Here is a 21,549-nt window from a genome sequence, read left to right on the forward strand (position 1 = left end):
AGAACCTAAGCATTCATTTTAGTTAACATTAATGTTTAGTATATATTAAAAAACACATACGATTAGAATATTAAATTATCAATGACAAAAAATCCCATATACATCGGAAATAAAATAGCTTCAAATAATGACTTTGAAGTTAACGGAGAACTTGTAAAACTTCATAATGAAGATTATTACAAAATCTCTAACAGTGATAAAATGAGACCATTTTTTATGAGTTTAGTAAGTAACTCAAATCATTGGTTATTTATTTCTAGTAATGGTGCCTTAACTGCTGGTAGAAAAAATGCAAACAATGCCTTATTTCCATATTATACAGATGATAAAATAACGGAATCATTAGAGACTACAGGTAGTAAAACGATCGTTCAGGTTCATAAAGATGGTAAGACGTTTTTGTGGGAACCGTTTTCAAATCGCTATCAAGGTGTCTATACTACCAAAAGAAATCTTTATAAAAATAGTTTTGGGAATAAAGTTGTTTTTGAAGAAATTAATGACGATTTAGAACTTACGTTTAGATACGAGTGGAATTCTAGTGACCAATTTGGTTTTGTTAGAAAAGCTAATATCTTAAATAATTCAAGCAAAGAAGTTGAGATCACCATCTTAGATGGTATTCAAAATATCTTGCCTTATGGCTTAGCTTCAGATTTTCAAAATGCAACAAGTAACTTAATTGATGCGTATAAAAAGTGCGAATTAGAAGCAGATTCCGGAATCGGGATTTTTGCATTAAGCGCCATAATTGTAGATCGAGCAGAACCAAGTGAAGCGTTAAAAGCGAATACCGTTTGGTCTACTGGCTTAGACAAACCTACACATTTAATATCGTCATTACAGTTAGATAATTTTAGAAACGGTAAAACGATTACTGAAGAAAAAGATATAAGAGCAGAAAAAGGCGCGTACTTCATTTCTAAGGATTTAAGCTTAGAAGCAAATGGAGAACGCAGTTGGATGTTTGTTGCAGAAGTTAACCAAACGATAAGCTCAATTAATAATATTTCTGAAAAACTAAAAAGCAATACTAATCTTGAAGAACTAGTGCAGCAAGATATAGATGCTGGTACAAAGCATCTTTTAGAATTGGTTGGTGCTTCAGATGGTATTCAACTCGGAGATGATCAATTAAGAAATACGAGACATTTCGCCAATACACTTTTCAACATCATGAGAGGTGGAATTTTTGATAACGACTACAAAATTGAAAAAGAAGATTTTGTAAACTACATGGCTAAGGCCAATGTAAAAGTGTCAAAGAGTAAGGAGGATATCTTAAATAATTTACCAGAAGTTTTTAATGTAGATGTAATAAAAGCGATTGCAGATAACGATAATGACAGTAATTTTAAACGCTTGTGTTACGAGTACTTACCATTAAAGTTTAGTAGAAGGCATGGAGATCCAAGTAGACCTTGGAACAAATTTTCTATCAATACACGTAGTGAAGTTGATGGTTCTAAAATCTTAGATTATGAAGGTAACTGGAGAGATATCTTTCAAAACTGGGAGACATTAGCACATTCATATCCGGCTTTTATGGAAGGGATGATTCATAAGTTTTTTAACGCCACTACTTTTGAGGGGTACAATCCTTACCGTGTTACAAAAGATGGATTCGATTGGGAAGCTATAGAAGAAGATGATCCATGGTCCTATATCGGATATTGGGGAGATCATCAAATCATCTACTTATTGAAGTTTTTAGAGTTTATTGAAAATCATTATCCTAATAAATTATCAGACAGTTTCACACAAGATATTTTTGTGTATGCAAACGTCCCTTACAAAATTAAGAGTTATCAAGACACCTTAAATAATCCAAAGGACACTATTAATTTCGATTACGAATTACACAATAAAATTAACTTAGTAAAAGAGAGATTAGGTGCAGATGGTGCTTTATTAAGAGATGAAAATTACTTCATCCATAAAGTCAATTTAATCGAAAAACTTTTAGCTACGGTTTTAGCTAAAGTGTCTAACTTCATTCCAGAAGGAGGAATTTGGTTAAATACACAGCGACCAGAGTGGAACGATGCCAACAACGCTTTAGTTGGTAATGGGGTCTCTATGGTAACCTTATATTATTTAAGGCGATTTATCAATTTCTTTGAAGGTATTGTTGAGAAGTCATCAGAGACTGAATACAAGTTATCAATAGAATTAAAAGCTTTCTTTGACGGTGTTGTATCAACATTAAAAGATAATGAAAGCGTACTATCTGGTAGCGTTTCAGACACAGAAAGAAAAACAATTTTAGATGGATTGGGGTCTGCGGGTAGCGATTATAGATTAAAAATCTATGAAGCAGGTTTTACCAGTGATAAAGAATCAATTTCTAAAGAAAATTTATTAGAATTCTTTACAGTTTTAAAACACTATTTAGACCATACTATCAAAGCAAACAAGAGAACAGACAACTTGTATCATGCTTATAATCTAATGACGGTTAAGAGTGATACAGAAGTATCAATTTCGTACTTGCCAGAAATGTTAGAAGGTCAGGTCGCTGTTTTAAGTTCAGGTTATTTAGAGCCAAAAGACGCTTTAAGTGTATTAGATGCTTTAAAAGCGAGTGCTTTATTTAGAGAAGATCAGTACAGTTATATCTTATACCCAAACAAGGAATTATCGCGCTTTGTAGATAAAAATAATATTCCTACTGCCTCTGTAGAAAATTCAAAATTATTACAACAATTAATCGCTGATCACAATACGCAGATTATTGAAAAAGACATTACGGGTCAGTACCATTTTAACGGTAATTTTAATAATGCAGATAGTTTAAAAGCGGCATTAAAGGAACTGCCAGAAGGAAAGTACAACAGCTTGATTAAAGCTGAAAAATCTTTAGTATTAGACATTTTTGAAGACATGTTCGATCATAAATCCTTTACAGGGCGTTCAGGTACTTTTTATGGTTACGAAGGTTTAGGGTCTATATACTGGCACATGGTTTCTAAATTATTATTAGCAACACAAGAAAACGGTTTAAAAGCTGTAGCCAATAATGAAAGCGAAGAAACTATCGGGAGGTTATTAGAGCATTATTACGAAATAAACGAAGGTATCGGTGCTCATAAATCACCAGAATTATATGGAGCTTTTCCAACCGATCCTTATTCGCACACACCAGGTGGAAAAGGAGCGCAACAACCTGGCATGACAGGTCAGGTTAAAGAAGATGTGTTATGTCGTTTTGGAGAATTAGGTGTCTTTGTTAAAGATGGCAAACTCTTTTTTAATCCAAGACTTTTAAGAACAGAAGAGTTTTTAAGCGACTCAAAAAGTTTTTATTATACAAACATTAATAAAGAATTAAAGACAATTCAATTAGAAAAAGATTCGCTTTGTTTTACGTACTGCCAAGTGCCAATTATATACAAACGCGCAACTATAAATAAAATTGAAGTGTTAAATAATGATGGGTCTACATCAGAATTTAATGATTTAAAACTTGATGTAAAAACAAGTGAAAGCATCTTTAATAGAACAGGAAACGTCGATCAAATTATAGTGTCAGTAAAGAAATAATTTAAAGAATTTAGCATGAATAAGAGTTTAAATTTAGCGGTGTATGTTTTTGTGATGCTACTTGTTTTTTCATGTAAGGAAGCAAAAAAGGAAGACGATAACGCAGAACCAGTTAAAGAAGTGCAAATTTTGAGTGCAAAAGACATATTAGGAAATCCAGACTATTTAGCGATTTCTTACGGAGGCTATAGAGAAAAACAGCGAGAAGTACAACCTACGCTTTCAGAGCTTAAGGAGGATATGAAAATTCTCAGTGCCATGGGAGTAAAAGTGTTAAGAACCTATAATGTTCATTTTGCACATGCGGAAAATGTACTTAAAGCCATTACAGAACTTAAAAAGGAAGATGAAACTTTCGAAATGTATGTGATGCTCGGTATTTGGATTGATTGCGAAAATGCGTTCAATTGGGAAAATGGAGAGCCAAATCATAATGCAGAAAGCGAACGAAATCCTGTTGAGGTAAAAACAGCTGTAGACCTGGCTAAGCAATACTCAGACATCGTAAAAGTCCTAGCCGTCGGAAATGAAGCGATGGTAAAATGGGCTACAAGTTATTATGTAGAACCATGGATTATTTTAAAGTGGGTTAATCATCTTCAAGATTTAAAGGCATCAGGAGAATTACCGGCAGACTTATGGATTACCAGCTCAGACGATTTTTCTTCATGGGGTGGTGGAGATCCAATGTACCATACAGAAGAATTAAAGAAAATAGCCAACGCCGTTGATTATATTTCGATGCATACTTATCCATACCATCAATCGCATTACAATTCTGATTTTTGGAAAGTTCCTGAAAACGAAGCTGATTTTTCTGATAAAGAAAAAATTGATGCAGCCATGCTAAGAGCTTTAGATTTTGCAAAAAGGCAGTACGATAGTGTTTCAAATTACATGACAAGTATTGGTGTAAATAAACCTATACATATCGGAGAAACGGGCTGGGCGTCCACGTCTAATGGTCATTACGGAAAAGATGGTTCTAGAGCGACTGACGAATATAAACTCGGGTTGTATTATAATCATTTAAGAGCGTGGACGAATAAAGAGAAAATTTCTTGTTTCTATTTTGAAGCTTTTGATGAGAAATGGAAAGACGCTCAGAATCCATTAGGTTCGGAAAATCACTTTGGTTTAATCAATTTAAAAGGTGAAGCTAAATACCCATTATGGGATAGGGTTGATGAGGGCATATTTGAAGGTTTAGCTAGAAATGGAAAACCAATTACCAAAACTTACAATGGCAACCTCGATGACTTAATGAAAGACGTACGAGTTCCAAATACAAAGTATCCAAAAGACTAAATATGAAAAAAATCGTATTCGTAACTGTTGTTTTAATGGCTTTTATGTCGTGTAAAAACGACACAAAAAAAGAAGCTATATCAGAAGAAGAAACGTCAGTTGCTGATGAGGTTTCTGTTAGTGATGTGGTATCAGTTTCAGGAAGACAATTATTGGTGAATGATGAATTTTATTTAATAAAAGGCATCTGTTATCACCCAGTTCCAAAGGGAAGCGTGGTCAAAAGAGATTTTGGTACGCTGACTCAAGATTTAAAATTAATGGTTGAAGCAGGTATCAATACCATCAGAGTTTATTCTCCAATTCAAGAAGAAAGTGTACTTGATGAAATCAATGAAGCAGGACTAAAAGTGATTATCGGATTTGGGTACAAGCAAGGTGGTAAAAATGATATTTTCTCAGGGTCTTTTGTCGATTATGTAAATAAATATAAAAACCATAATGCCATATTAATGTGGGAATTAGGGAATGAATATAACTATCATCCCGAATGGTTTGATGGTGATGTTAAGAATTGGTACAAAGCAATGAATGATGCTGCTGCAGTAATTCATGAAAATGACCCATCGCATCCAGTGGCTACGGCTCATGGTGATTTACCAAATGAATTAGCGCGTTCTATGAGTCCGAATATTGATGTTTGGGGAATGAATGTTTACCGATCAGTAAGACCAGAAACCATTTTAAAAGAATGGAAAGAAGTGAGTGAAAAGCCTATGTATTTGGCAGAAACTGGTGCAGATAGCTATATGCAAATAGCTAATGATGGTTATGAGCAAGGCGTCAATGAATTAGCGCAAGCTGATGCAACAGAAATTATTTTGAAAGCGACATTTAATGGTAAAGATATTTGTTCTGGTGTGACGCTTTTTCAATTTACTGATGGCTGGTGGAAAGCCGGAAACAATGAAGTACAAGATACAGGTGGTACAGCACCAAACAGTACAGGCGTCCCTTTTGACGGTAGTCCGAATGAAGAATTTTGGGGTATTGTAGATATTGATAGAAACAAGAAACAAGTATTTGACGTTGTAAAAGACATTTATACGAATGTAAATAAGGAATAATTTATTTGAATATTAATTACACTACTTAATAAGATTGCAAAACCTCATTATTAAACGTTCGGATTGTCCCCTTGAGGGGACTTGAAGGGTGTTTTTTAAGAACGCTCTAAAATTTTTTAAAAAAAATCAATTAACTAAAGCAAAATCAAGATATGAAAACATCAAGATATAGCATATTGCCACTCTTAATTCTAACTTTAATGAGTTGTACTTCCGAAAAAAAAGAAAGTAAAAGCTTAAATGTTGAAGTTTACGAAACTTCCGAAAGTGGAAATAAACTAACTAGAATTATGGAGTTTTCTAAAGTAGATTCTTCAGCGGTGATAAAATTATTGCCAGAGCAAAAGTTTCAAACCATTACAGGCTTTGGAGGTTCGTTTACAGAATCGTCGGCTTATTTATTAAATAAATTAAGTAAGAAAAACCGTGATACCATTCTTCAAGCTTATTTTGGTGAAGATGGTGCACGTTATTCTTTAACAAGAACACATATTGCTTCTTGTGATTTTTCATTAAGCAACTATACCTATGCACCTGTTGCAGATGATGTGGAATTAGAAAGTTTCAATATCGAAGAGGATCGCGATGATTTAATTCCAATGATTAAAGACGCTCAAGCTATTTCTAAAGACGGCTTTCATATTATAGCATCACCTTGGACATCTCCACCATGGATGAAGGATAACAACGCGTATGTTGGAGGAAAGCTATTGCCAAAATATTACGATGCATTCGCACTTTACTTTTCTAAATATGTTGATGCTTATAAGGCTGAAGGTATTGATATTTGGGGTTTAACACCAGTTAATGAACCACACGGAAATGGGAATAATTGGGAAAGCATGCACTTTTCACCAGAAGAAGAAACAGACTTTGTTCAAAACCACTTAGGACCAAAATTAGAAGCTGATGGTTTTGGGGAGGTGAATATCCTTGGATACGACCAGAATAGAAAAGGGATAAAGGAATGGGTAGATGAAATGTATAAAGATGAGGCGTCTTCAAAATATTTTGATGGTTTAGCTATTCATTGGTACGAGAGCACGTATGATTATTTTCCTGAAGAATTGCAATATGCACATGAAAAAGCACCAGAAAAATACTTAATAGAAACTGAAGGATGTATCGATTCAGAAATTCCTGCATGGCAAGATGATGCTTGGTATTGGAAAAAAGAAGCTACAGATTGGGGTTATGATTGGCGTGAAGATGACAAGAAATACTTACACCCTAAATATGCCCCTGTTAATCGCTATGCAAGAGATATCATCGGTTGCCTAAACAATTGGGTAGATGGTTGGGTAGATTGGAACATGGTTTTAGACCGTCAAGGTGGTCCAAACTGGTTCGAGAATTGGTGTGTTGCACCGGTAATTGTAGATCCAGATGCAGATGCCGTTTATTTTACTCCATTGTATTACACTATGGCTCATTTTAGTAAATATATTAGACCAGGAGCAGAAGTTATTGGAGTTGATAATGCAGATAAAGATCTAATGGTTACTGCAGCTAAAAACCTAGACGGAACTATTGCTGTAGTCATATTTAATGAAGGTAAAGACTCAAAAGATTTTAGGTTGACTCTAGGGGAGGAAACGGTAAGTGTGAACATTAATCAACAAGCTATTCAGACAATAATAATTCCAACTAAAAACTAAATAATTATGTCTACCATAGCCAATAAAGTTCCTTTAGGCCAGAAAATCGCTTTTGGATTAGGTATGCTTGCTAACCAAATGTTTCCAGCTGTTATTGGTATATTCATTGTGGTTTTAGTTAAGGATTTAGGTTTTCCAGGTTGGATGTGGGGAGTGGTATCACTAGCTCCAAGAATCTTTGATGCTATTACAGATCCAATTATGGGGTATATTTCTGATAATACCAAATCGCGTTGGGGAAGACGACGACAATATGTTTTTATAGGGGCTATAATTATGGGGATTGCCTTTATCATTATGTGGCAATTATTTAGAGAGAGTTCGCTCGATTATAATTTTTGGTATTTTTTATTGACATCGTTTCTGTTTTATTTGGGTTTAACCATTTTTAGCGTGCCTTACGTAGCAATGGGTTATGAAATGAGTGATGATTTTCATGAGCGTACGAGTATCATGGCAGTTTCACAATGGATTGGTCAATGGGCTTGGGTAATAGCTCCTTGGTTTTGGGTTATTATGTATGATCCAGAATGGTATCCGTCGGCAGATGTGGCTGTAAGAGAATTGGCTATTTGGGTCGGCATTATATTTGCAATTTGCGCAATGGTTCCTGCTATTTTTATTAAAAGTAGATCAACAGTCAATGAAGATTATTCCCCGCTGACGCTTAAAAATATTGGTGGTAGCTTAAAGGAAATCGGTAGTAACTTTGTTGAGGCTTTTAAATCAGTACCTTTTAAAAAGCTTTGCTTTGCTACATTTTTTGTGTTCAATGCTTTTAATACCGTAGCTAGTTTTACATTTTTTATCATTGTGTATTACCTCTTTAATGGAGATGCTACAGCTGCAGGTATTTGGCCTACTTTATTTGGAAGCATTGGTGCTTTGGTGACGACGTTTTTAGTAATTCCAATAGTGGCTAAAATGTCGAAAGTTTTAGGTAAGAAAAAGGCCTTTATGGTATCACAAGGTGTTTCTGTTATAGGGTATATTATGCTCTGGTTTCTGTTTATCCCTGGTAAACCCTATATGTTTTTATTTGCATTACCATTTTTCTCTTTTGGAATCGGTGGATTATTTACCCTTATGATGTCTATGACAGCAGATGTTATTGATTTAGATGAGTTAAAAACGGGGAAACGTAGAGAAGGAGTTTTCGGTGCTATATACTGGTGGATGGTAAAATTTGGTTTTGGAATTGCAGGTGGATTAAGTGGTACAATTTTGACTGTTATAGGATTCGATTCTGTACTCGAAGTACAGCCAGAAGGAGCAATTACAGGTTTACGTTTATTCTTTTCAGGATTACCAATAGTCGGTACACTTTTAGCCATGTATATTATGCGTAATTACGATCTTACAGAAGAACGCGCTAATGAAATTAGAGCAGAATTAGATCAACGTAAAACGACTATTTAACTAAGTAACCTAATATTGTATTATGTCTTTAAGAGAAGAGAAATTTCTAGCATTAGCATCTATCGATTATGCTGATAAAGATATAGAAGGATTAAAAGAATTATATAGAAACGTATTGTCTGATGGAATTCACGGACTTTGCTTTAGTCCTTATCTAGAAGGACAAGAGCCAGGTGATGAATTGTCTGAGTCGCAAATAAGAAGACGTATCAAAATCATAAAACCTTATACCAAATGGATACGTTCATTCTCTTGTACAGACGGTAATGAGCTTATACCTAAGATTGCGAAAGAATATGGTATTAAAACACTTGTTGGTGCTTGGTTAGGTGATGATAAAGCGATTAATGCAAAAGAAGTAAAAGGGTTAATTGATTTAGCAAACCATGGCTATGTTGATATTGCAGCTGTTGGTAATGAAGTGATGTATCGTGGTGATTTAACCGAGGAAGAATTATTAGCGCAAATGTACAACGTTAAGCAATCTATTAGCACAAATATACCGGTAGGTTATGTAGATGCTTATTATGAATTTTCTAATCGTCCAAACGTTACAGAAGCTTGCGATATCATCTTGGCAAATTGCTATCCTTTTTGGGAAGGTTGTGACCAAGATTATTCATTATTATATATGAAGGATATGTACCAAAGAGCGCTAAAAGCAGGAAACGGAAAAAAAGTTATTATTACAGAAACAGGCTGGCCAAATAAAGGAACCAACTTAGAAGGTGCTTTCCCTTCTGAAAAAAATGCAATTAAATACTTTTTAAATTCTCAAAAATGGTCTAAAGAAGAGAAGATTGAAATGTTCTTTTTTTCTTCTTTTGATGAATCTTGGAAAGCTAGAACAGAAGGAGATGTAGGGTCATATTGGGGAATTTGGGATAAAAACGAGAAGCTCAAATATGAGAAACAAACTCTAAAATATTAAAGTTGACTTCAAAAGTATAATTAACCCAATGTATACCTATGGGCGTCGTAATTAGTTAGTTGTGAATCTACTACTCTTAGCCTCTAAATTCAACTTGGAATGTTAATGCTAATAACAGGACTACCAATACAGCACAAGTGTTTAATTCGTTATGTAAGCAAATCATAAATGTACCGTCTAATGCATCAGAAATTACAGTTGACGCTTCAAGATTATTAAACGGTATTTATAGTCAAAAATTAACTTAAGTCATTTTATAAAGACCATTAAATTAGTTGAAAACTAATTCCCTAATTTAGTTTTTAAGCCTAATTTAGAAAGAGTATATAACAATTATATACTCTTTTTTTTATTTTCTAATAGTGTCGCATTTTTAGATTGTAGTTTAGTAAGTCCTTAAATTTTTATTAAAACATGAGAACTTCATTTGTAATAAAAGTAAACTACTTATGTGTTCTACATTTTACGTCCGCAACAGTTTCTATTTAGTTTTTAAAAATGAAAGTTGATTCTTTTTTTTGAATTGTAATAGTTGATTAATTTCTTAGTATTTATCTAATCGTTTTTTAAACGATTAAGCGACAGTGAAGTATAAGAGTGGGTAAATTAAGGGAGAATTTTGATCCCTTCTAGAACATAACTCTGATTTTATCACAATACAACTTAGTATATAAAGACGCTATTTATTTTAACAGTTGTGTCTAGCTAAAATAGTGATATATGGAGCACAACATTACCTATACAAAGGTTGTTTTTTGTTTGATTTTTAGAATGTTAACGAATTCTTCTAAATACGTTAAAACCTACGCTATAATTGCTAAACTCTTAATTAAATCAAGGTTTTATTGCGGTGTATGTTTTTTGTACGGTGATTTTTTTAGGAATCACTAATGTTTCATCTTAGTTTTGGTTTTAACAACATTTAAGATCATTAAAAATGTTTAATAGAAACAGGTAATGAACGATGATGTTGAACTATTTAACTAAACTAATATATAAGAATTATGAAAAAAATTACTTTTTTGTTTGCTTTGCTGATTGGAGCCTTTGGTTACAGTCAAGAATTGCCATTTACTTTTACCGATGGTGGTGTTCCAACTCTACATGGAATTATAGGCGATGTCCCTGAGGTTATTATTGCAAATGCGCTTGATCCAGATGATGTAACTAACGATGTACTATCAATAACAGGTAGTGGTAACGATTGGGATAATGCTCAGGTTCTTTTTGCTAATAACTTAGATTTATCTGATGACAGTAATAATACAATTACGTTCAGATTTAAAAACATTGCTGATGATGGTGTGCATACACATGCATTAAAGTTTGAAAATGGTACTGGTCCAAATACTGAATTAGTATTTACAACAGAAGATGATCAGTGGAAGGATATTTCATTAGATTTCCCTGCTGGTCTTGGAAGTTATGGGAAGATGGTTATTTTTACTGATTTTGGTTCTGCTAATACAGCAGTAGGAACGTATTTAATTGATGATATCGCAGGAGCATCTCATACATCTATACTTCCTGAATTTAGTCTACCAGTAGATTTTAGTGATGACTTTAATGATATGATGCTTGGTGGTGATGCTACCGTTAGTATCGTTACAGATCCAGATGATGCCACAAATAATGTATTACAGGTTATAGGTTCTGGTGGAGATTGGGATCATGCTCAGGCAACTTTCGTTGCACCTCTTGATCTTTCCGATGATGCTAATAACACAATGAGATTTAGAGTAAGATCAACTACAGCAGCTCCTGGAGAAGTAAATGATCATCTTTTTAAACTTGAGCAAGCAACCGCTGGTGGTGATGTACAATTAGAGTTTTCTACAACAGGAACTGACTGGCATGATATTGAGTTAAATTTTGGTTCAGGATTATCGTCTTATGGTAAATTAGTAATTTTTGTAGATTCAGGTTTAGGAAATTCTGCAGCGGTTATTGGAACGTATTTATTTGATGATATTTTAGCACCTGGTGCTGATGCAGAAGAGGAAGAACCAGAACCGGTTGTTAATACAGATTGTGCAGGCCAAACAGATGAGGCGCAACAAGGTGAATTTACAGATGGCTATAACTATGCTTTTGTTACTACAGGTACTAGTGTCGAGTTTACATTCCAGCTACTAGATGATAAAGCAGGTGTAGTTGCTTATTTATGGAGACAATCACCTTTTAATGAGGTGCCTATGACTAGTCTTGGAGATAGAGCATTTTCAACAACGATAAATGATTTAACTGTTGGTGATGAGGTTAGCTACGCATGTAAATTTGCATACGCAGGTGGTCAATCAGTAACCAAATATTTCACTTACGAAGTCGGTGATGATTGTACATTAAGTACAGTTGATTTTGAAACAACTGCTTTTAAGGTGTTCCCTAACCCAACTAAAAATAACTGGAATATAGAGAGTAATACAACAATTAACTCTATTACTGTATTTGATATTTTAGGTAAAAAAGTAAGTGTCGTAAAACCAAATGCAACTGAAGCTGTAATTAATACGTCTTCATTAAAATCTGGTGTTTATTTTGCTAGAGTTGAAGGTGTTAATGGTTCAAAAAGTGTAAAGCTTATAAAAGAATAATATTAATAGCAAGATTATTTTTAACAAAAAGCGTGTTTATAGTATTTAAACACGCTTTTTTTATGAATTAACTTTATATATTTTCAAATTAGTGATGTATAATTGAGTATTACTTATTAATATTGAAAAAGTCTACTTTAATTAGCTTGTATTATTTGTAGTATTAACTATTTTAATATTAAATTACATCAGCATCAAATAATGATGCTATAATTAGCTTGTGAAAGTAGTAATAGATCCCTTACTTTAGAATTAAAAAAATAATAAAATGACAACACTCAAAGAATTAGCAGCACTGTTGAATATTTCAGTTTCTACAGTTTCAAAAGCGTTAAATGACAGTCATGAAATTAGTGAAAACACAAGGATACGAGTTAAGGAGTTGGCCACAAAGCTAAACTATAGACCCAATAGAATAGCGCAGCAACTAAAAACGAATAAAACTAAAATTATTGGTGTCATTCTTCCGACGGTTACCAATCCATTCTTTGCTGAAGTATTACACGGTATTGAAAAAACAGCAACTAATAATGATTATGATATTATTGTTTGTTTATCAAACGAAACGTTGCACAAAGAAAAACGAAGTTTGGATCTTTTAGCAAACGGAAGTGTTGATGGATTTATTATAGCTGTAGCAAGAGAGAGCCAAGTAAAAGAACAAACCGATCATATAAAGTCTGCTATAAAAAGTAAATTACCTGTTTTAATGTTTGATAGAGTCGTAGATGATATTGAGTGTAATAAAGTAATAGTAGATGATTTTCAATCTGTGTACGACGCTACTGAGCATTTAGTAGTAAAAGAACAACGTAAAAATATTCTTCTAGTAAGTAATATTGAAGAGCTTAGTGTTGGTCAGCTTAGAATAAGTGGGTATACAAAAGCATTAGAAGATCATAATTTAGAGCTTCATATTTTAAAATTAGATAATGCTATGGATACAGATGTTGAAAAGAAAATATATGATTACTTAGAACAAAATACGTCAATTGATGCGATTCTATCTATAGATCACGTTACAGGAATTGTGGCCATTAATATGGCTAAGAAGTTAGGTAAAGAAATCCCTAAAGATTTATCAGTTGTTGGTTTTGGTTACGAGCATACCCAATTATTATCGAGTCCAAAAATCTCAATTATTCATCAAAAAGCGCATAAAATAGGCGAGATGTCTACAAAATTATTGATCGATAATATTAAAGATGAAAATTTAAAAATGCAAACTATTGTTGTGCCTAGTGAGTTAAAGCTAAGTGAATCGTCTAAAACTGAATTTTAAAAAAAGACATAAAAAAAGCTTGATAAAATCAAGCTCTTTTTATTTTAGGAAGTTAGGTCTTATAAACCTTTAACTTTATCTGCAGCTTTAGTTGCAGCATCGTCACCAGCTTTTTTAGCTGAGTCTACTGCATCAGTACCTGCTTTCTTAGCTGAATCTACGGCGTCAGTACCTGCTTTTTTTGCACCTTCAACTGCGTTGTTAGCAGCATCTTTTACATCATTAGCCATGTCATTAGCTCCTTCTTTAGCGCCATCAACTGCATCACCGGCAGCATCTTTAGCATCGTCCATAGCTTCACCAGCATCATCAATAGTATCCTCCATTGCGTCACCAGCGTCATCCATAGTGTCTTCTATCGCGTCACCAGCATCGTCTAATGCATCACCTGCATCATCCATTGCGTCTTCAATAGCGTCTTCAGTATTTTCTGCTTTAGTTTCTCTACAAGACGTAAATGATAATCCTAATACAGCAACTAGTGCTAAACTTAATACAACTTTTTTCATTTTATTGGTTTTAGTGTTAATTTATGTTAATATACGAAAATAGTAATTTAGCTGAATTATCAATATCTTTTATTGATTAATCTTCGTACATCGTTGCTATATACGTTTGTAGTAATGCATTTGGATTCTTTTTTGTGAATTTTTTTTAATTTTAATTATTATATTAAATATATTTTTACCTCAGATAATTTTTACAATTAACAGATATGATTATTAAAAGACCCAATTATAAAAAGCTGCAATTCATTGCTTTAATTTTATTTTCAATTATGAGCTTTTCGCAGAATAACCGAATAGAAAAAAGCATTATAAAAGCAGTAGATAAACATTCGGAAAACGCTATTGACTTGATTAAAGAGTCAGTCAATATTAATAGTGGTACTATGAATTTCGAAGGTGTAAAAACCGTAGGACGTTTATTTCAAAAGGAATTAGACAAATTAGGTTTTAAAACCGAATTAACAAATGGTGATGCTTATGGCAGAGCCGGACATTTAATAGCAACAAGAAAAGGGAAAAAAGGGCCAAAATTTTTAATGATTGGTCATTTGGATACTGTTTTTGAATTGGATAGTCCTTTTCAAGACTACACCATGCTTAACGATTCTATAATGAAAGGTCCAGGAGTTGCCGATATGAAAGGTGGTGACGTTATCATCATTTTAGCCATGCAAGCGCTCCACGAAGCCGGACTTTTAGACGATATGTCTATAGAAATCGTCATGACTGGCGACGAAGAAAAAAGTGGAGATCCTTTAGAGTTGTCAAAAAAAGCCTTAATCGATGCCGCAAAACGAGCAGATATTGCTTTAGGCTTCGAAAATGGGGATAATAATCCAAAAACCATTGTAGTGTCTAGAAGAGGTTCTGCAGATTGGCAACTTAAAGTAAATGGAAATCCAGCACATTCTTCACAAATTTTTACAGAAGCGATTGGAGCAGGAGCCATATATGAAACGTCTAGAATTTTAAATGAATTCTACGTTCAGTTAGCCAAAGAAAAAGATTTAACTTTTAATCCAGGATTTATTATTGGAGGTACAACGCTACAACCCGATGAAGACGGAACGGGAGGACATGCCTTTGGGAAAACGAATGTGGTATCTCAAGACGTTATGGTTAGAGGAGATTTAAGAGCGGTGTCTTTAGATCAATTAGTAAAAGCTAAAGCGACTATGGAAAGAATAGTTTCTGAAAATTATCCAAAAACGAATGCTGAATTAACATTTTCAGCAGGAGCGTATCCTCCATTAGCAAAAACCGATGGTAATGTGAAGTTATTGGGGTATTATAATACCGTAAGTCAGGATTTAGGCTTTGGACCAGTTAAGGCGGTAAATCCAAGAAATGCAGGTGCTGCAGATATTTCATTTACTTCAGAATATGTCGACATGGCAATCGATGGTTTAGGACTTACAGGAGGTGGAGACGACCATACAATTAATGAAACCGGCGATTTAAATACGGTGGCAATACAAGCAAAAATAACCGCAGTTTTGATGTACCGGTTAGTGAATTCTAAATTGTAAATAACTAAGTCAATTACAAAAACGAATGATAAATATTATGTCAGTCTGAGCGCAGTCGAAGACCTTAATAATCTTAGTTTTAATAGTATTTCGACTGCGCTCAATGTGACATTTCATTTTTCGTCATATAATAAGTAAATTATTGAAATAGAAAGCTATGAAAAAAATTACCCTATTATGTTTGTTGAGTTTACAAATTGGATTTGCTCAAAATTATACAGAATATCATACAGGAAGTAATACAGATGCTATCACTAATCATGAAGCTGGAGTTTGTTTAATGGGGGGAGCTACAGAACAAGAAGATGCTATGATTTGGTTTTTAAATAAAGCAAATGGTGGAGATGTTGTAGTTCTTAGAGCATCTGGAAGTGATGGTTATAACGATTATTTTTATACCGATTTAGCATCAGATTTAAATACGCCAATTAACTCAGTAACCACATTTGTTATCAATAATGCAGTTGGAGCAATAGATCCAATTGTCCTACAAAAAGTAGCTGACGCTGAAGCCATTTGGTTTGCAGGAGGCGATCAATACGATTATGTCAGTTATTTTAAAGATAATGCTATGGAAGACGCGTTAAATACCTTTGTGAATACCAAACAAGGAGTCATTGGTGGAACAAGCGCAGGATTAGCAATTTTAGGAGGTAACTATTTTTCTGCACAATACGGAACCTTGTCTAGTGAAGTCGCTTTAAGTAATCCATACCATCCAAGAGTGGCCATTGGAGAAAACGACTTTTTGAATGTGCCCTATTTGAACAATTTAATTACAGATTCACATTACGACAATCCAGACCGTAGAGCAAGACATAGCGTTTTATTAGCTAGACTAGCAACAGACAATGGTACGCGTTCTTTCGGAATTGGAAGTAATGAATACACAGCCGTTTGTATTGGCGCAGATGGTAAAGCTTATGTGTATGGAGAGTATCCTGCTTACGATGAGTTTGTGTATTTCTTACAAGCCAATTGTGTAACTGATTTTGAACCTGAAAACTGTACTGCAGGCGTTCCTTTAACATGGAATAGAGGTGGGGAAGCTATTAAAGTTTACAAAGTGCCAGGAACAGAATCAGGCGTAAATTATTTCGATTTATCCGATTGGGAAACAGGTAATGGAGGAGAATGGAGAGATTGGTCCGTTAATAATGGTGTATTTATATCAGTAGCTGGTACTAATCCACAATGTACGTTATCCGTTTCAGAATTTGAAATGGCTAACATCAAAGTATATCCAAATCCGTTTGTAGATAGTATTCAAATAGAATCTGATGTGATATTGAATTCAATTCAACTCATAGATATTTTAGGAAATACGATTCCTGTAAAATTACAATCAAATAATACTATTAATACGGCATCTTTAAGTTCCGGAATTTATTTTATAAAATTGAAAAGTGATTCTGCTACTCAAGTTTTAAGACTTGTGAAAAAATAGAGCGTTTAGATTGAATTATTTTGAAACCATGGACTTATTTAATTCTGAAATAGATGCTAATCTTTTACCATTTGATGGCGAAGTCAATTATTATGGCTCCATAATGACTATTGAAAAAGCACAAAAATATTACGAAAAGTTACTTCAACATATTGATTGGGAGAATGATAAAGCGATCATTTTTGGAAAACTAATTATTACGAAACGAAAAGTAGCATGGTATGGAGATCAACCTTTCGATTATACCTATTCTAAAACTACGAAATCGGCAATACCTTGGAATAAAGAGCTCTTAGAACTCAAGAAAATGGTAGAAGCCAAAACAGGAGAAACTTTTAACTCATGTTTACTGAATTTATACCATAGTGGAGAAGAAGGTATGGCTTGGCATAGTGATGGCGAAAAGGATTTAAAAAAGAACGGAGCCATTGCGTCTTTAAGTTTTGGTGCAGAACGTAGATTCTTATTTAAACATAAAGAGACTAAGCAAAACGTTTCTGTTCAATTGGAAAAAGGCAGTTTGTTAGTGATGAAAGGATCAACTCAAACCCATTGGTTACACCGCTTACCACCAACTAAAAAAGTGAAAACACCACGGATAAATTTAACGTTTCGGACTATAGAATCTTAATTAGGATTCTAAATAGTCCATGATTTTTACAACAGCACCAATATTAGATTCAATATAAGATTTAGTAATATCACCTTGTTTTTTTCTCAATACATCATCTGTTAGCAACACGTTTAAAGTAGCGTTGAAGGCTGAAGAACTAGCCAAACTAGTAACTCCTCCTAAATCAATAAGCGTTTTAGCTTCAGGAAACTTGTCGTAGTTCTTGCCAATAAGAATCGGGATTCCAAATACTGCAGGTTCTAATATATTATGCAAACCAGTTGTTCCTGCACCTCCACCAACGTAAGCAATGTCGGCATAGCTGTAAGCTTTGCTTAAATAACCAATAGTGTCTAAAATAAAGACCTTGTAATCGGCTAAATTTTGATGTTCAGTTAATTCTGAATAACAAATCGTTTTTACGTTTAATTGCGATTTTAAAGAAGCCACGTAACTAGCCTTTATATTATGTGGAGCGATTACAAACTTTACTTCTGAATTAGTATAAGAATTTATGAAATCCATATATAATTTGTCATCATCTGGCCAAGAACTTCCAAAGACCACACATAATTTGTCATCTTTAAATTCTTCAATAAAAGAAACCGTATTGTCAACTTTTAATTGATTTGAAACCCGATCAAATCGTGTATCACCAGAAACAGAAACAGCATTGTAATCAATACTATTAAGTAATGTTTTAGAATTTTCGTTTTGTGTAAAAATATGATTGAAGCCAAACAGAGCAGACTTTGCATAGCTTCCATACCATTTAAAAAAGGCTTGATCTTCCCGAAACGCAGCAGAAATTAAGATCGCTTTTAAGTCACGCTTTTTGATTTCATGTAGAAAATTAGGCCAGATTTCATATTTCACAAATAGGATATAATCCGGATTCACTAAATCTAAAAACCGTTTAGCATTTGCTGTAGTATCTAGAGGGAGGTAAACAACAACATCAGCGATTTTTGTGTTTTTTCTAACTTCATAACCAGAAGGGGAAAAGAATGATAACACCACTTTGTAATTAGGATGTTTGGCTTTTAAAGCTTCAAAAACAGGTAACCCTTGTTCATATTCTCCTAATGATGCACAATGAAACCAAAAGGTTTTATCTTTTGACTTGATAATATATTGAAGCTTTGAAAAGGTATTTTTTCTACCAATGACACCTTGTTTCAATTTAGAATTGAATAAAGCTGCAATTTTAACAACAAAACTGGCTAAGTAAATTCCTATAGAATAGAGTCCTTTCAAAAACAAAGATTTGTGCTAAAATACATTTCTTTCAATTAATTGCGTTGTCATAGCGCTTACAATTTTGTATTTTCGCTAATAGCTTTACGCTTTTTTATATTTACACTAAAATGTAGTCTTCACAATGAAAAAAATACAGATGGTTGACCTTCAAAGTCAATATGCCAAAATTAAAGATATAGTAGATACTTCGATTCAAGAAGTAATGGATAATGCCACTTTTATCAATGGACCTAAAGTACATGAGTTTCAAAAAAATCTTGAAAATTATTTAGGTGTTAAACACGTTATACCTTGTGCTAACGGAACGGATGCCTTACAAATTGCCATGATGGGTTTAGGTTTGCAACCAGGAGATGAGGTCATTACCGCAGATTTCACATTTGCTGCCACTGTTGAGGTTATTGCATTATTGCAATTAACTCCGGTTTTAGTTGATGTAGATCCGGTAACGTTTAATATCGATGTCGCTGCGATTGAAAAAGCAATTACGCCAAAAACTAAGGCTATTGTTCCTGTTCATTTATTTGGACTTCCGGCAGAAATGGATGCTATTATGGCTTTAGCAAAAGCACATAACCTATACGTAATTGAAGACAATGCACAAGCCATTGGAGCAAGTTACACACATAAAGATGGTAGTAAAACCAAAGCAGGAGTTATAGGAGATGTGGCTTCAACATCATTTTTTCCATCAAAAAACTTAGGTTGTTACGGAGATGGTGGAGCAATTTTTACTAATGACGATGAGTTAGCGCATACAATTAGAGGTATTGTAAACCACGGTATGTACGAGCGTTATCATCATGATGTTGTTGGTGTAAACTCACGTTTAGATTCTATTCAAGCTGCTGTTTTAGATGCTAAATTACCGCATTTAGATACTTACAATACAGCGAGACGCAATACAGCAAAAAAATATAATGAAGCCTTTAAAAACCATTCAAATATAACTACTCCAACAGGTTTAGAGGCTAATGATGGTGATGATAGCCATGTATTTCATCAATATACACTTAATTTAAAAGACGTGGATAGAGATGCTCTTGTGGCACATTTACAATCAAAAAATATTCCATGTGGAGTGTATTATCCAATACCGTTGCACAGACAAAAAGCGTATATGGATGATCGCTATAATGAATCAGATTTTCCGGTTACAAATGCGTTAATTAAATCTGTGATTTCGCTTCCAATGCATACGGAGTTAGATGATGAGCAAATTGAATGTATTACAAGTACAGTTTTAAGTTTTATCGATTCAAATAAATAATATAAAACGAGCATGTTAAGAGCTTTGTTAATCAATGAGTTGATTACTAGTGAACAGCATGTGACATTTGAGAAAATTATATAAAGAACACATGAAAATTTTAGTAACAGGTGGTTTAGGTTTTATTGGATCGCATACCGTAGTAGAATTACAAAACGAAGGCTACGACGTTGTCATTATAGATAATTTATCTAATTCTTCAATCGAAGTTTTAGATGGTATCACAGCTATTACAGGCAAAAAACCAATTTTTGAGAAATTAGATTTGAAAGTAAAACCAGACGTTCAAGATTTTTTTAAACGTCATAACGATATTGTGGGTGTCATTCATTTTGCAGCCAATAAAGCGGTTGGAGAAAGTGTTGCCGAACCTTTAATGTACTATGAAAACAATATAACTACATTGGTTTATTTACTTCAAGAATTAAAAGGTTTGAGTAAGAAGAATTTCATCTTTAGTTCGTCTTGTACTGTATATGGACAAGCCGATGAATTACCAATTACGGAAAATGCACCTGTGAAACCTGCTGAGTCTCCTTATGGAAATACAAAGCAGATTGGTGAAGAAATTATTAGAGATACTTGTCGTGTAAATGGAGATATAAAAGCAATTGCTTTGCGTTATTTTAATCCAATTGGAGCGCATGATTCAACAGAAATAGGTGAACTACCAATTGGAGTTCCACAAAATTTAGTGCCTTTTATAACACAAACAGCTATTGGTATGCGAGAGCAATTATCTGTGTTTGGAGGCGATTATCCAACGTCAGACGGTACCTGTGTAAGAGATTATATCCATGTGGTGGATTTAGCTAAAGCCCATGTCATAGCTTTACAGCGTTTGTTAGATGTTAAAAATGATTCTAATTATGAGTTTTTTAACCTTGGCACAGGAACAGGAAGCACTGTTTTAGAAGCTGTTCAGTCTTTTGAGCGTGTTTCAGGAACATCTTTGAATTATAAAATAGTAGATCGAAGAGAAGGTGATGTTATTGCGGCTTATGCTGAAACGTCTAAAGCAAACAGTGTTTTAGGTTGGAAAACAGAATTAAACTTAGATGATGCTATGGCTTCCGCTTGGAAATGGGAACAGAAAATTAGAACGAAATAAACGAAATA

The 21,549-nt window shown here is 33.8% G+C and carries 15 protein-coding genes; 13 read left to right on the forward strand and 2 right to left on the reverse strand.

Annotated elements, in window-relative coordinates; translation table 11 throughout:
- Positions 1–81: 81 nt before the first annotated feature.
- The 8 genes from DFQ09_RS16015 (at position 82) to DFQ09_RS16050 (ending at position 13,802) form a co-directional block, all read left to right on the forward strand.
- Positions 82–3,543: a hypothetical protein gene (locus tag DFQ09_RS16015; protein ID WP_115812138.1), complete on the forward strand. Its 3,462-nt coding sequence runs from the start codon at positions 82–84 to the stop codon at positions 3,541–3,543.
- A gap of 15 nt (positions 3,544–3,558) precedes the next feature.
- On the forward strand, positions 3,559–4,851 hold the full coding sequence (locus tag DFQ09_RS16020) for a glycoside hydrolase family 17 protein (RefSeq protein WP_115812140.1): 1,293 nt from the start codon (positions 3,559–3,561) through the stop codon (positions 4,849–4,851).
- A gap of 2 nt (positions 4,852–4,853) precedes the next feature.
- On the forward strand, positions 4,854–5,918 hold the full coding sequence (locus tag DFQ09_RS16025) for a glycoside hydrolase family 2 TIM barrel-domain containing protein (protein ID WP_115812142.1): 1,065 nt from the start codon (positions 4,854–4,856) through the stop codon (positions 5,916–5,918).
- 152 nt (positions 5,919–6,070) lie between these two features.
- Positions 6,071–7,576, forward strand: a complete 1,506-nt coding sequence (locus tag DFQ09_RS16030; protein WP_115812144.1) for a glycoside hydrolase family 30 protein — start codon at positions 6,071–6,073, stop codon at positions 7,574–7,576.
- A gap of 6 nt (positions 7,577–7,582) precedes the next feature.
- Complete coding sequence (locus tag DFQ09_RS16035; RefSeq protein ID WP_115812146.1) at positions 7,583–8,995, forward strand: MFS transporter; 1,413 nt, start codon at positions 7,583–7,585, stop codon at positions 8,993–8,995.
- 22 nt (positions 8,996–9,017) lie between these two features.
- On the forward strand, positions 9,018–9,926 hold the full coding sequence (locus DFQ09_RS16040) for a glycoside hydrolase family 17 protein (RefSeq protein WP_115812148.1): 909 nt from the start codon (positions 9,018–9,020) through the stop codon (positions 9,924–9,926).
- Positions 9,927–10,930: 1,004 nt separating this feature from the next.
- Entirely contained in the window at positions 10,931–12,520 is a 1,590-nt protein-coding gene (locus DFQ09_RS16045; protein WP_115812150.1) for a T9SS type A sorting domain-containing protein, read from the forward strand.
- Positions 12,521–12,788: 268 nt separating this feature from the next.
- Positions 12,789–13,802: a LacI family DNA-binding transcriptional regulator gene (locus DFQ09_RS16050; RefSeq protein WP_115812152.1), complete on the forward strand. Its 1,014-nt coding sequence runs from the start codon at positions 12,789–12,791 to the stop codon at positions 13,800–13,802.
- A 59-nt stretch (positions 13,803–13,861) separates the two neighbouring features.
- Here the strand turns inward: DFQ09_RS16050 and DFQ09_RS16055 are convergent, their stop codons facing one another.
- The gene (locus tag DFQ09_RS16055) at positions 13,862–14,311 is read right to left on the reverse strand and encodes a hypothetical protein (RefSeq protein WP_115812154.1); all 450 of its coding nucleotides are present in this window, start codon (positions 14,309–14,311) and stop codon (positions 13,862–13,864) included.
- A 206-nt stretch (positions 14,312–14,517) separates the two neighbouring features.
- Between DFQ09_RS16055 and DFQ09_RS16060 the strand changes: the two genes are divergently transcribed.
- From DFQ09_RS16060 to DFQ09_RS16070, 3 genes are all read left to right on the forward strand, one after another.
- Positions 14,518–15,840: a M20/M25/M40 family metallo-hydrolase gene (locus DFQ09_RS16060; RefSeq protein ID WP_115812156.1), complete on the forward strand. Its 1,323-nt coding sequence runs from the start codon at positions 14,518–14,520 to the stop codon at positions 15,838–15,840.
- Between the two features lie 157 nt (positions 15,841–15,997).
- Positions 15,998–17,287 carry a T9SS type A sorting domain-containing protein gene (locus tag DFQ09_RS16065; protein ID WP_115812157.1) on the forward strand — a complete coding sequence of 430 codons (1,290 nt, stop codon included), beginning with the start codon at positions 15,998–16,000 and terminating at the stop codon, positions 17,285–17,287.
- Between the two features lie 28 nt (positions 17,288–17,315).
- On the forward strand, positions 17,316–17,918 hold the full coding sequence (locus DFQ09_RS16070) for an alpha-ketoglutarate-dependent dioxygenase AlkB family protein (RefSeq protein ID WP_115812159.1): 603 nt from the start codon (positions 17,316–17,318) through the stop codon (positions 17,916–17,918).
- Here the strand turns inward: DFQ09_RS16070 and DFQ09_RS16075 are convergent, their stop codons facing one another.
- Positions 17,919–19,157 (reverse strand): 3-deoxy-D-manno-octulosonic acid transferase, encoded by a 1,239-nt coding sequence (locus DFQ09_RS16075; protein ID WP_181897200.1) that lies wholly within the window; start codon positions 19,155–19,157, stop codon positions 17,919–17,921.
- A 124-nt stretch (positions 19,158–19,281) separates the two neighbouring features.
- Between DFQ09_RS16075 and DFQ09_RS16080 the strand changes: the two genes are divergently transcribed.
- Together DFQ09_RS16080 and galE are read left to right on the forward strand one after the other, a co-directional pair.
- Positions 19,282–20,430, forward strand: coding sequence for a DegT/DnrJ/EryC1/StrS family aminotransferase (locus tag DFQ09_RS16080; RefSeq protein ID WP_115812164.1), 1,149 nt, complete (start codon positions 19,282–19,284; stop codon positions 20,428–20,430).
- 91 nt (positions 20,431–20,521) lie between these two features.
- Positions 20,522–21,541, forward strand: coding sequence for a UDP-glucose 4-epimerase GalE (gene galE / locus DFQ09_RS16085; protein ID WP_115812166.1), 1,020 nt, complete (start codon positions 20,522–20,524; stop codon positions 21,539–21,541).
- Positions 21,542–21,549 lie beyond the last annotated feature (8 nt).

The sequence above is a fragment of the Winogradskyella pacifica genome, assembly GCF_003386275.1.
GTDB classification, from domain to species: Bacteria; Bacteroidota; Bacteroidia; order Flavobacteriales; family Flavobacteriaceae; genus Winogradskyella; species Winogradskyella pacifica.

Bases quoted from the DNA above. Each gene is read 5' to 3' on its own strand.
- DFQ09_RS16065 (WP_115812157.1), top strand. From the start codon at position 15,998: ATGAAAAAAATTACCCTATTATGTTTGTTGAGTTTACAAATTGGATTT.
- DFQ09_RS16030 (WP_115812144.1), top strand. From the start codon at position 6,071: ATGAAAACATCAAGATATAGCATATTGCCACTCTTAATTCTAACTTTA.
- DFQ09_RS16040 (WP_115812148.1), top strand. From the start codon at position 9,018: ATGTCTTTAAGAGAAGAGAAATTTCTAGCATTAGCATCTATCGATTAT.
- DFQ09_RS16020 (WP_115812140.1), top strand. From the start codon at position 3,559: ATGAATAAGAGTTTAAATTTAGCGGTGTATGTTTTTGTGATGCTACTT.
- DFQ09_RS16025 (WP_115812142.1), top strand. From the start codon at position 4,854: ATGAAAAAAATCGTATTCGTAACTGTTGTTTTAATGGCTTTTATGTCG.
- DFQ09_RS16015 (WP_115812138.1), top strand. From the start codon at position 82: ATGACAAAAAATCCCATATACATCGGAAATAAAATAGCTTCAAATAAT.
- DFQ09_RS16080 (WP_115812164.1), top strand. From the start codon at position 19,282: ATGAAAAAAATACAGATGGTTGACCTTCAAAGTCAATATGCCAAAATT.
- galE (WP_115812166.1), top strand. From the start codon at position 20,522: ATGAAAATTTTAGTAACAGGTGGTTTAGGTTTTATTGGATCGCATACC.
- DFQ09_RS16050 (WP_115812152.1), top strand. From the start codon at position 12,789: ATGACAACACTCAAAGAATTAGCAGCACTGTTGAATATTTCAGTTTCT.
- DFQ09_RS16035 (WP_115812146.1), top strand. From the start codon at position 7,583: ATGTCTACCATAGCCAATAAAGTTCCTTTAGGCCAGAAAATCGCTTTT.
- DFQ09_RS16070 (WP_115812159.1), top strand. From the start codon at position 17,316: ATGGACTTATTTAATTCTGAAATAGATGCTAATCTTTTACCATTTGAT.
- DFQ09_RS16060 (WP_115812156.1), top strand. From the start codon at position 14,518: ATGATTATTAAAAGACCCAATTATAAAAAGCTGCAATTCATTGCTTTA.
- DFQ09_RS16045 (WP_115812150.1), top strand. From the start codon at position 10,931: ATGAAAAAAATTACTTTTTTGTTTGCTTTGCTGATTGGAGCCTTTGGT.
- DFQ09_RS16055 (WP_115812154.1), bottom strand. From the start codon at position 14,311: ATGAAAAAAGTTGTATTAAGTTTAGCACTAGTTGCTGTATTAGGATTA.